Annotated in this window: 5 protein-coding genes; 4 read left to right on the plus strand and 1 reads right to left on the minus strand. The window is 46.1% G+C overall.

The features are described from left to right. Positions 1-610: 610 nt before the first annotated feature. From EJL04_RS14705 to EJL04_RS14715, 3 genes are all read left to right on the plus strand, one after another. Complete coding sequence (locus tag EJL04_RS14705) at positions 611-5,242, plus strand: DUF6383 domain-containing protein (RefSeq protein ID WP_164511797.1); 4,632 nt, start codon at positions 611-613, stop codon at positions 5,240-5,242. Positions 5,243-5,320: 78 nt separating this feature from the next. Further along, positions 5,321-7,156, plus strand: a complete 1,836-nt coding sequence (locus tag EJL04_RS14710) for a CARDB domain-containing protein (RefSeq protein WP_164511798.1) — start codon at positions 5,321-5,323, stop codon at positions 7,154-7,156. 2 nt (positions 7,157-7,158) lie between these two features. After that, positions 7,159-9,636, plus strand: coding sequence for a M6 family metalloprotease domain-containing protein (locus EJL04_RS14715; RefSeq protein ID WP_164511799.1), 2,478 nt, complete (start codon positions 7,159-7,161; stop codon positions 9,634-9,636). Positions 9,637-9,871: 235 nt separating this feature from the next. Here EJL04_RS14715 and EJL04_RS14720 read toward each other — a convergent pair whose 3' ends face one another. Next, positions 9,872-10,930 (minus strand): glycoside hydrolase family 43 protein, encoded by a 1,059-nt coding sequence (locus tag EJL04_RS14720; RefSeq protein WP_241210026.1) that lies wholly within the window; start codon positions 10,928-10,930, stop codon positions 9,872-9,874. 410 nt (positions 10,931-11,340) lie between these two features. On the opposite strand from EJL04_RS14720, the gene gpmI reads away from it, so the two are divergent. Continuing rightward, entirely contained in the window at positions 11,341-12,864 is a 1,524-nt protein-coding gene (gpmI, locus tag EJL04_RS14725; protein WP_125105514.1) for a 2,3-bisphosphoglycerate-independent phosphoglycerate mutase, read from the plus strand. The last annotated feature ends 568 nt before the right edge of the window (positions 12,865-13,432 follow it).

Here is a 13,432-nt window from a genome sequence, read left to right on the forward strand (position 1 = left end):
CAATTTTAGTTCCAGACTGTTAGTGGCCCGTTTACGTGTCGTAAACGGGCCACTTTTGCATGAAAAGTGGCCTATTTATTATACGCAAACAATAAGGATATTTTATAAAACATAATATTAATAAGTAATTAATCCACATTACAGCCATTTCAACCTTTTCATTCATGCCGTTGTTCGCTTAACGACACTCTGCAAAAGTCATTTCTCAAGTTTCTTTGCTGCCATGACCTTATGGTCTTGCAAGAAACGGACAAAGAACCAGCACATACAAAATAAAAAGATATATCAGTATTCTTATTATCTACATAATTTATAAGAGAAAGACATCACAAATTACTCACAAAAAAGAGAATGAAACAAACTTATGAACTTACAATAATGCTACAAAACAAAACAATGACATCACAGTGATTTAATAACAAAACATCACCAGCAAAGACCTTAAACTATAAAAAAAAGAACAGAATTAGGCCTAAATATCATAAAATGCAACGTTTTAACATATTTGTCACCCTTTTGTCACCTTCACAAAAAGCCCTTTCTAATATATGAATTTGTATTTTTGCAGTATGATGCATCACGAATATTAACCCATAAAATGGTAATGCTTATGAATGTGAAACTAATACAATTAATGTTGCTTAGTTCGCTGACGGCAAGCCCGACAATGGCGCAGTCGCTTAACAAGACTATGCAAAAACAAGTAGCACCAACCTCAGAAAAGGTGCAAGTAAGTAAGGCAAAAAGGGGAAGCACAACATTCAAGCTAAATCCTTCAAACAAATTCAACGTGGCACCAAATGATGTCTACAACCATCTAAAAAATGCCCGAAATATCACTACATCTATTAATAAAGCCCGAACAAAAGAGAACAAGACAGAACGTATTGCAGCTCAGGCCAACGTGGCAGACAGTCTTATTCTCTATGGTATGAATTATTCAGACGGAACTTGGCAAACGTTATCTCCATTAGCAAGCAAAGTATACTCTTTTCAGGCAGCACCTGTCATAAACTATACAGACGAATCTTCTATAGAGATACCAAGACCTATGGCAGCATTTTATGCCAAGGGCAAATTCTATGCCCTGAACAGCGCCATGGATGAAGATGGACTGACCAATACATCCATCACTACATACGATGCAGAGACATGGCAAGAATTAGGCACAAAAATGTTGGCAGAAAAAGATCCTACCATGGAGATGTATCTAAGACAGATTGGTGTCTATGATCCTACAACGGATAAAGCATACACCATGTCGTGGGGCGACGGCAAACCGCTCATCTCCATCGACCTGAACACCATGGAGACAAAGAACATAGGACAAGTCAACCTGTTTATCCAAACTCTTTTTGTCGACAATGCAGGACAGCTGTACGGAATAGCGTTCAACGACAAGAAACTGTATAAGATCAATAAGGAGAACGGTACACCAACAGAAGTCGGCGAACTGGATGTTCCACATGCACTGACAGCCGACCAGATGTCTGCCGTGTGTGACCCTGCAACAGGAAAAGTCTATTGGGTCGGAGTAAACAACAACAGCAAAGAGTCTGCACTTTACACTATTGACCTAAATACGGCACACACTACAAAAATCGCAGACCTGCCTGGAGACGAGCATTTCCTAGGACTATACATACCGTATAGTGAAGCCAAAGCACCTGGCGCTCCAACAAAGATAAGCTATGCAGACGGAAAACTGTACTTCACAGCACCTACAAAGACATACACATCAGACGAGACACTGTCAGGAGAACTGACCGCCAAGATATCTGTTGACGGAGGCGATGCGACAGAAACCAAAGTGAATGCCGGAGGCAATGCAACTATCGACCTGAATCTTTCCGAAGGGAAACATACCGTAAGTATCATATTGTCAAATGCAGCCGGCGACTCACCCGAACGTCGCTTACAGACATTCGTAGGTCAGGATGTACCGAGTGCCGTAACCAATCTTTCGCTTTCAATAGATGACGGAAAAACAGTTGTTCTGACATGGAACGCACCGACGACATCTGTAAACGGCGGTCCAGTAGACGACAACTCTATAAACTACAAAGTTGTACGCTATCCTGACGAGACTGTTGTTGCCGAAGGCCTGAAAGAAACAACGTTCAGCGAAAGCGTACCTGAGGCACATGCCCGCTACTACTACACAGTAACAGCCTGCTCAGACAACCGTGAAGGAGAGACAGCCACATCTAACAAGGTGACAGCCGGTTCAACATGGTTCACGCCATACATAGAAACATTTGACACACAGGCAGACTTCGACTCATTCAAGGTCATCGATGCCAACAACGACACACATACATGGTCGTTCATGTTCCCCTCTGGCGTAGAAAGCGGATATGCATACCTGCAGGGCAACGGCACAGCAGATGTTGATACTGGCATATATGAAGGCAACGGAAATGACGACTACCTTATTTCTCCTTCTATCAGTCTGAAGAAGAACACAGATTACAGACTCACTTTCGAAACATATGACCAATGGCTGACAATGGAGCATATGACAATACTTTTGGGCAACAAGCAGGAAGTGACAGGAGATGAAAAAGAAATAGCATCGCTCGACATCATGTACGACAAGAATAAATACGAGATAATGTTCAACGTACCTGAAGACGGACTCTATAACCTGCTGTTCCACGGTGACTCTCCCGCACAAAGCGTAAACATCAGCATGGACAACATCTCGCTCGACGTTTACTCTACATTCGAAGGTCCGGACTGCGTTACAGATGTAAAAGTTACCGCAGGAGAAAAGGGTGCACTGAACAACACTCTGACATTCGCAGCTCCTACAAAGACATACAAAGGCGAAACACTCAGCGACATAGCCTATATCAACGTATACCGCAACGGCAGCAGCAAGCCGGCACACGTGTTTGAAGCACCTAAGGCAGGCGAGACTCTCACCTGGACAGACACTGATGTTGAGCAAGGCAACGTAACATACCGCATCGTTCCGTTCAACACATCAGGCCAGGGCAAAGAGGCTGTCATAACCAACTGGGTAGGGCTCGACATGCCTGCTAATGTAGCCAACCTTAAAGTCAAGATGAACGAGAACAACAAGGCCGTTCTGACATGGGACAAGGTTACAGAAGAAGGACTCCACGGAGGCTACGTAAATCCTGACGACGTGCAATATGTATTATGCCGCTATAATGAATACAACTGGACAAACCCATGGGAACCTGTTACAGACTATACATCTGACCTGACAGTTACAGACGAGACATTCTCACCGTTGTATGGTGCACAGCAGCAGTATGTTGACTACCTGCTCGTTGCAGTAAACAGCGCCGGAACATCTGAAGGCACAGGAGTCGGCATCGTGCTCGGTGAACCTTACGAACGTCCTTACGATGAATCGTTTGCATACGGATTTGCAAGCAAGGATCCATGGACACTCTATGCAACATCATATAATTATGCATGGAATATGAGCACTGGCTCAGGCATCGCAGTTAAACCTTACGACGGAGACGAAGGTATGCTTCAGTTCTCATACGTCGCAGAAGATTCTAACGACCAGGTGATTACAGGTCCGCGTATCTCTCTTAATGGTTCAGAAAGTCCCGAACTATCATTCTTTATGTATCACGGATTTGAGGCTGAGCCTGAAGACCTTACACTCAAGGTATATACAAACTATGATGACGAGGGTTGGGAGAACTCTGCAAACGTGGCTTATAACAATGGCGCAACAGGATGGGTACGCTATTCTGTTCCTCTTCGCACTGACGCCGACAACATCCAGATTGCTTTCGGTGCCAATGCAGCTGACGCGAGTGCCTCTATCTATGTAGACGCCATCAGCATTGACGAAAGCACAGAAAACGACCTTGCATTAACGTCGATATCAATAGACGAAAAGAGGATTGAGGCAGGAGAAAGCACAACTGTCAATGTGGGCGTAGCAAACTACGGCACAAACAAGGCTGAAGGATACAAAGTTGTATTGCTGCGTGACAACGAAGTTATAGATACAAAACAGGGCGAAACTATAACTCAGAACGCCATGGCACAAGTGGCATTCGAAATAAATACCACAAAGGCCGAGGCTACAAAGACATACATATACCGTGCAGCCATTGAATATGAACCTGACACATACACAGACAATGATTCTACATCTACAGTACGCCTGTATGTTCACGGCTCTAACCTGCCGGTAGCAGAGAATCTTACAGGTTCTACAAGCGGAAACAGCGTAACCCTTAACTGGGAGAAACCTGCAAAATCAGAAATTGCAGACAAAGTAACTGACGACTTTGAAGGATACGAGTCATTCATCATTGAAGGAATAGGTGACTGGAAGACATACGACGGCGACGGAACACCTACTGTATACTTCGGAGGTCCGACCATATCACACGCATTCGAGGCTAAGGCATGGCAGGTATGGGCTCCTGTTGAGGCAGGATTCACGCTCGACAAGTTTGAGGTTCTCACTCCTCACTCTGGTGACAAGTATCTCACTTGCTGGGCTGCATCAGACGGAGTTTCGACAACATTGCCGAACGACGACTGGTTGATTTCTTCAGATGTCATAGGCGGAACAGACGTATCGTTCTACTATAAGATGCCCAACGAAGGTTCTGATCCTCAGGTATTCGAGATGATGTACTCAACAACAGACCAGGAGCCTGAAAACTTCATAGCATTCGACCGCGATTCTATCGTTTCAGGAACAGACTGGGTATTGTTCGAATACACATTACCGGCAGATGCGAAATACTTCGCCATCCGCAGCTGCAGCAAGGGTTCTTACACCGTGGCACTGCTTGACGACATCACATACACCCCGCTCTACGGTTCTACATCAGAAATAACTCTCACGGGATATAATGTATACCGCGACAACCAGCTGATAGCAAGCAATGTTACAGGACAGACTTACACCGACAGCAATCCTGGCGAAGGCACTCATGTCTACAATGTTACAGCCGTATGGAAAGAAGGTGAGTCTAACTATTCTAACAGCTATGAGAGCAGCATTGGCAGCGGCATCGATGCTTCAACTGCCGAACAGGGCATAAAGGTATATGCTATCGACAATGCCATCGTCATCAATGGAGCAAAAGGCAACACTGTAAACATATATACACTTGCCGGACTCCAGACGTTCAGCTGCAAGGCTGAGGACAGCACTACCGTCAGCATACAGCAGGGCATTTACCTTGTTAAGGTCGGCAACAAGACATTCAAGATTGTCGTAAAATAACATAGCCATTATCATCAAGGACAACTTCCGTTTCATACGGAGGCTGTCCTTGTTTTGTTGAATCTTAAAAAGATGTCTATGATCAGAAACATTATTACTTCGTTATTAGCCATGCTAGCTGTCTGCAGCACATATGGTCAGGTGGTTATGCGCTATGGCCCGGAGATTGACAACGGATGGGGTGATGCCTCAGCCGTGGTAACGCCTTACGTAACGTTTCCGGCCACATTTGTAAGCCCATACAAAGGCAACAGTATAACCAAAATACGCATAGGCGTGTGCTCTGAAGGTACAAACGTATATCTCTATATCAAGCAGAAGCCACAAGAAAATACATACATATACAGGCAAAAGCTCGACAACCTGAAGGCCGGTTGGAATGAAATTACACTTGACACTCCGTTTGCAATCAACGGAACAGACGACATTGCCATCGGATATAAAGCATCTTTTGCCAAATCAGAAGGTGTGGGATACAGCTCAGAAAAGCATACTGATGCCGACGTTGTTTATTATAACAGCAAGAACAAATGGACGACAACCGGCGGATCTATATGCATACAGGCAGTTGTTGAAGGCGAAGGCATGCCGCAAAACGAAATGCTCATTGGAAAGATGAGCGACCAGACAGCCTCCTACGGCGCCTCAACCGCTACATTCAGCGTGGCGGTGCGCAACGTTGGAGCTAATGACATCAACTCATACACAGCAATATGCAGCTATGACGGAGAACCTGAAACCATCACCGTAAACAAAAGTTTGTCAACAAACGAAAGTGACACTATATCGTTCGAGGTTCCAGCAAATATTCCGGGTACACACGACATCCGTATCACCATTGACAAAGTGAACGGACAGGCAGATGCCTATTCTGCGAACAATACAGCCACTGCGATACTTACGGTACGCGACAAGGCATTCATGAAGCGTGTGGTATGCGAGGAATATACAGGTACATGGTGCGGATGGTGTCCTAGAGGTCTGGTTGGCCTGGAAATGATGAAGGAAAAATATCCCGAGCAATTCATAGCAGTCAGCGTACACGGAGGAGACCCATTAGAGATTGACGAGAAGCAAGAATACAGCTACAAGCCATTCATCAGTTCTTGTACAGGTGCGCCATCATGCAGTCTAAACCGCAAGTTGTCTGGCGACCCTTATTATGACATACAGAATCTTTTCAACATGGAGACTTCGTCGGACAGCCAGATAGCATATAACCTGACTGGCGAATGGAATGAGGACAGCACAGCCATAACCCTACACTCTGTTTACTATTCTGACATTGACATCAAATCACCGCAATACAATATCGCCTACACAATAACAGAAGACTCCGTCACCGGATATCCGCAGACCAACTATTATGCTGACGGCAAAAACGGCGAGATGGCCGGATGGGAGAACAAGGAGGCAATAACCACGGACGTATGTTTCAACGACCTGGCACGTGCCATTTACAGCTGCTATTCAGGCGACCCATGCAGTTCTGAAGACATGGAGGCCGGTAAAGAATATGAAACAACAAGCACAATACCCGTCCCCCCCACAGTAAAAAACAAGAAGAACATACATGTCATAGGCCAGATTATTGACAGAGCCTCAGGTTACATACAAAACGCCATGAGCATCGTTCCTATTGCTTCTGATGATACTGACGGCATATCATCTGTCACGACCGATGCAAACTACGACATCGGCATTTCACGCATCGGCAACACCATAGAGATTATTGCCGGCAATGCTGAAAGTAAGGACATGAAGGTATGTATATATAATGCATCCGGCATGTGTCTCATGTCAAAAGCACTAGTCAATGGCTCTGCACGCATAAGTTTGTCAGGCAAAGGACTATGCATAGTAAAGGTATACAACGACAGACAGGCTATTTACACAACAAAATTAATATATTGAATATGAAAATACCAAATATTTTTATAGCCATCGCATCATTTCTGTTTGCCGTGGCAACAGCAAACGCCGTACCAGCCTATCCCGGACTGCTGAAAATAACACAACCGGACGGAAGCGTGCTTACATACCGCATTGTCGGTGACGAACGTTTCCATGCATTCACAACAACAGACGGCCACATGATAAAGGCTGATGCCAATGGCGTAATGCGTTATGTAGAGTCAATATCTGAAGACGGCACACCCGTTATGGGCATGATAGCCCATAACCCAGACATGCGACAGGCTGCAGAGGTAGAGCGGCTGAAAGCCATAGGCACAGCAGACTTCAACAAGGCTTACAATGAGAACGTAATGCGTAAAGCGCCCATGCAGAGACTGCCAGGACCGACATTCCCGACAACCGGCAATCTTAAAGGAGTGATTCTGCTTGTTGAATTTGCCGACAACTCTATGCAGGAGGGACATGACAGCAAACTGTTCCATTCTGTAATGAACGAGGAAGGCTTCAGCCTCAACGGGGCTACAGGAAGCGCACGCGACTACTTCATATCGCAGTCAATGGGCAAGTTTACTCCTGATTTCGACGTCTTTGGACCAATCAAGCTGAAGAAAAGCATGATGTACTATGGTGCCAACGACAGCTACGGACAAGACTCCAAACCCGGACTGATGGTAAAAGAAGCCTGTGAATATGCCAGCGACGAACTTGGAGTTGACTTCACAAAATACGACTATAATGACGACGGCATTGTCGACTTTGTCTATGTTATTTATGCCGGATATGCGGAAAGTTACGGAGCATCGAGCAATACTATATGGCCACATGCCTCAAACCTTGTATCACTAGGCATAAGCTGTAATGTCAACGGCAAGCAAGTTCAACGTTATGCATGCTCAAGCGAACTTAAATATGTATCGGGAACACAGCTTGAAGGCATCGGCACATTCTGCCACGAATTCAGCCACGTACTCGGTCTTCCTGACGCATATAACACACGAAACCAGCAGATGGTACAGCTCGGCGTATGGGATGTCATGGACACCGGCAACTATAACAATGAGTCACACACTCCCCCTGCCTATTCGGCTTTTGAACGTTTCACCGTAGGATGGCTCGACTTCGTTGAACTCGACACTCCTGCAGACCTTGTAACATTGGACGAACTTACCCAAAACAACGTGGCATACAAGATAAGCACGGCTGACGAAAACGAATTCTTCACATTAGAGAACAGACAGCAAAAAGGCTGGGATGCTTACCTTCCCGGACGCGGACTTATGATTTTCCATGTTGCATACGACCAGTCTGCATGGGACGGCAACTATGTCAACAGTGGAACAATACAGCGATATGACCTTGTTGAAGCGGACGGAACACAGGGCATCACAACGGAAAGCGACCTCTACCCCATTGCCACAAATAATATGTTTACAGACTACTCATCACCAAGTTCGCTGTCATGGGATGGAACGCCAACTGAAAAAGGAGTAACTAACATAACCGACAATAATGGCGTGATTTCATTCTCATTCATGAAAGACCGTCTGAAACGCCCTGTTGCAGAAGAAGCCTCTGATATAACATCATCGTCCTTCGTGGCTAACTGGCAGGAAGTTGAAGAAGCTGAAAGCTACAGGCTCAACCTGCGCGAGATACTGCCCGACTCCATCAATCCTGTCATCACCGATGAAGACTTCTCGCTTATGACCAGTGGCGAATACCCAAAATCTGACATAACAGACATAGGCGAAGACCTTGACAGCTACATGGCCCAGCAAGGGTGGTACGGATCAAAGATTTACCAGTCAGGCGGATATATGCAGGTGGGTTTCTATGGGCAAAATGGTATGCTCAGATCTCCCGTGTTCGAGTTTGCCGACTGTGACGGTTACGCAACGATGGCATTCAATGCCGTGTCGTATCCGGGCAAAACCGTAAGTTACACTATAAGCCTGACCGATCCTGACACACAGGCCACTATACAAAAGCATAGTCTGAAGGCCAACAAAACCGAAAGCGAGGTTGTCATTTACTTCAAAAATGTCCCGCAAAAAGCCTACTTTGTCATTGAGACCAACAAAGAACGCGCATATTTCAACGACCTGCGCATACTGAAAGATTCTATAGGAAAGGATAATGTATGGAATGCAGGTCCTCAGAAATGGTCTGTCGACAGCATCAGCGGAACCAGCTATATGGTAGATGGGCTTACCGCCAACCGTACTTATATTTACAACGTACAGGCATTATCCGCAGAGGAGCTGAAGAGTTCTCTACCATCTGCAGATATACAAGTTACCACGACAATAGGCACCGGCATCAAAAATTTTGAATCTTCAGCCACCAGAAAGATTGCATCCGTATCTTTCTACGATCTGTCAGGCAGGAAGATATCAGGAACAGCCAAAGGCATTATTATACAGCGTATAACTTACGACGACGGATATGCTGAAGCAAGAAAATTGATTATACCATAAATTTTAAAACCATACAATACATTCTTTTACACAATAGCAAGCCTCGAAATATCAATAATGAATTTCTTGGGCTTGCTATTGTTTTATTACAATTTCTAATAATCGGCTGGAATTATTTGTCAAGACAAGACCTGATAATAACCATAAGTCAAGCTGGCGTCCAGGCGCTCAAAAGCATATTATTTGATAAAACTGATATGTTCGCCACAAGGCACCAAGGGTGACATTAGCCCCCTTACCTGCCTGCGCATACACCTGTCTTTGTCTGTTCAACATGCTTCATCGTTCCGTCAGAATTATAGTGCAGCTCGTCTACACAGACGCTGCGGCGGCCTATGGCACCGCGGTGGCCGTCTAATGTCAATACGGCATTGTGATAGAACAAATACCAGCGGCCGTTGAACTCTATTATGCCGGGATGTATGGTGTAGCTGTTTTCTGCCGGACCGGTCAGTTCGCCGCGGTATGTCCAAGGGCCGGCCACATCAGGCGCCGTGGCATACGAAATGGCTTCCTTACCGCCGCCGTCAGAGGCGTAGGTCAAGTAATACATGTCGCCGCGCTTGTGCAGCCACGGACCTTCCATGTATTTCGGAAGATCAATCACCTGTATTTCGCCGTCAAGCTCTGTCATGCAGGGCTTCAGCTTTGCCATGAAGCACGTGCCGTTGCCCCAGCAGAGCCATGCCTGGCCCTTATCGTCTACAAGCACCGTTGGGTCGATGTCGTTCCACCAGCCGCGCTCGCCGTTTGACGTCATCGTGTCGCACACCAGCGGCTTGCCTATCGCATCCTTGAACGGACCTACAGGCGAGTCGCCAACAGCCACTCCAACAGCCTTGCCCGTATATGGCGCACCGGCCTGCACCGTGGTAAAGAAATAAAACTTGCCGTCTTTCTCTATAACCTGTGACGCCCATGCCTCGCCTACAGCCCAGCTGAAGTCGGCAGGACTGAGCACAGCGCCATGGTCTGTCCATGTCTGCATGTCAGCAGTAGAATAACAGAGCCACTCGGTTATGTTAAACTCTTTTCCGCCTGAAGCCGTGTCCTGACCGTCGTAATACTCATCATGGCCTACATAGAGATACAGCCTGCCGTCATGAACCATAGGGGCAGGGTCGGCCGTAAACTTGTCTTTCACAAGCGGATTGCCTGTGTTCGTGAATGTTCTCACTGCCTGGACGTTGTCCTTCGTGCCACGCCGACAGCATTCCGAGCCGGCTACGTCTTGCGCACAGGCACACGTTGCGCCCATCAGACATGCCGTAATTAAAGCTAAAAATGTTTTCATAATATTTGTATGTTTTTGTTTTTTAAATCTCTTCTTGTCAGCACCTGCTTCCATCATGGCAGGCACGCCCATGCCTCACTGCACGTCTGCCAAATGCAAATATATAATTTTGTTTTTGCTGACAGACATATAAAAGAATAAAATATACGCGCATGACAAGAAAAGGCATACATTTGAAACATAATAAAATAACTGATACGGATACTGCCTTACGGACCGGTATGGCAACAAACATACAATAATTGTAATGAGGATGGACGGACCAAGTTACGCACAGTGAATTATGAAACAAAATTCAGCATTTGCCAATTGTAAATTGTGAATTTTCAAAAAACCTCTTTACGCATTTTGCTGTTAACGACAAACTTAGTAACTTTGCGCCGGAATTCTTACATTATATAATATAAACTATGGCAAAAAAAGCATTATTGATGATACTCGACGGATGGGGTATCGGAAAGCATGGCGCAGGAGACGTAATTTTCAACACCCCGACGCCTTATTTGGATTATCTTTACGCCGTAAGCCCTCACTCACAGCTGCAGGCTTCAGGCGAGGATGTAGGTTTGCCTGACGGACAAATGGGTAACTCTGAGGTGGGACACCTCAACATCGGTGCAGGACGCATCGTTTATCAAGACTTGGTTAAGATTAACCGCGCATGCAAGGACGGCTCAATACTTAACAACCCCGAAATAGTTAACGCATACAGCTATGCCCGCGACAACGGCAAGAAGCTGCACCTGATGGGTCTGACCAGCAACGGCGGAGTGCACTCTTCACTCGACCACCTGTTCAAGCTCATCGAGATATCAAAAGAATACGGACTGAAGAATACATACGTTCACTGCTTCATGGACGGACGCGACACCGACCCGAAGAGCGGTGCCGGCTTCATCAAGGAACTGACTGAGCAGTGCGAGAAGAACGACGCCCACATAGCAAGCATCGTAGGACGCTTCTACGCTATGGACCGCGACAAGCGCTGGAACCGCGTAAAGGAGGCTTACGACCTTATCGTTGAAGGCAAAGGCAAGAAGGCCACAGACATGGTGAAGGCCATGGAAGAGAGCTACGCTGAAGGCGTTACCGACGAGTTTATCAAGCCTATAAGCAACGCCAGCGTTGACGGCACGATACAGGAAGGCGACGTTGTTATCTTCATCAACTTCCGCAACGACCGCGCAAAAGAGCTTACACAGGTGCTCACACAGCAGGACATGCCGGAGGAAGGCATGCACACAATAAAGAACCTTCAGTATTACTGCATGACTCCGTATGACGCATCGTTCGAGGGCGTTCACATCCTCTTCCCGAAAGAGAACGTACAGGACACTCTGGGCGAATATCTGAGCAAGCAGGGCAAGAAACAGCTGCACACAGCCGAGACAGAGAAGTATGCTCACGTAACATTCTTCTTCAACGGCGGACGCGAGGCTGCATTCGAGGGCGAGGACCGCATCCTGGTTCCTTCTCCAAAGGTTGCAACATACGACCTGAAACCTGAGATGAGCGCATACGAGGTTAAGGACAAGCTGGTAGGTGCTATCAACACTCAGGAGTATGACTTCATCGTTGTCAACTTTGCCAACGGCGACATGGTAGGCCACACCGGCGTTTACTACGCCATTGCCAAGGCTGTTCACGCCGTAGACAACTGCGTAAAGGACGTTATCGAGGCTGCCAAGGCCAACGGATATGAGGCAATCATCATAGCTGACCACGGAAATGCCGACAACGCCATCAACGAGGACGGCACACCTAACACAGCTCACTCGCTGAACCCAGTTCCGTTCATCTACGTTACAGACAACAACAGCGCAACCGTAAAGGACGGTCGTCTGGCCGACGTTGCTCCTTCAATCCTCCACATCATGGGTCTGGAGCAGCCGTCTGACATGACAGGCGAAAACCTTATCGAGGACAACAAGTAATAACATTCCGGCTGAACAGTCAGCAGGAAAAGATAAGAAATAAAGGGACGGGCAAAAAATGCCCGTCCCTTTATTTTTATACAGACATTGTCGACTTGCACCAGAAGTTTCCTTGAGCGCAGCGAAAAATCTGCCGGAATAGAGTATAAGGATTTTAATCCGCTTGCTGCCTATTTTTGATTAATAGGTAGGAGTTTCGGATCACAGATCCTAATATCTAATGCTGTCGGATAGCATATCCGACAGAACATTAGTCTTGTGTATTCTTATCAATCACTACGCATTTGGATTTTTCACTTTTATCTTTTCACTTTCGCAAGACGTTTTTCATTGCGTGCAGCGCCTGCTCTTCACTTAGCTACACATCCCCACACTTTAATGACTGCAAAATAAAGGAAATAAGCGGTCGGTTTTTGCATAAAAAGTGACCCGTTTACGTATAAAAAGTGGGCCACTTTTGACACGTAAACAGGCCATTAACAGTCTGAAAGCAAAGTCATGACATTTACTTAACGGAACTCGTTGTAATAGGACATAAATATTTAATCCGAAATATAAACGCCGTAAA

Origin of the sequence: Prevotella marseillensis (assembly GCF_900625065.1) — a bacterium.
Lineage (GTDB): Bacteria > Bacteroidota > Bacteroidia > Bacteroidales > Bacteroidaceae > Prevotella > Prevotella rara.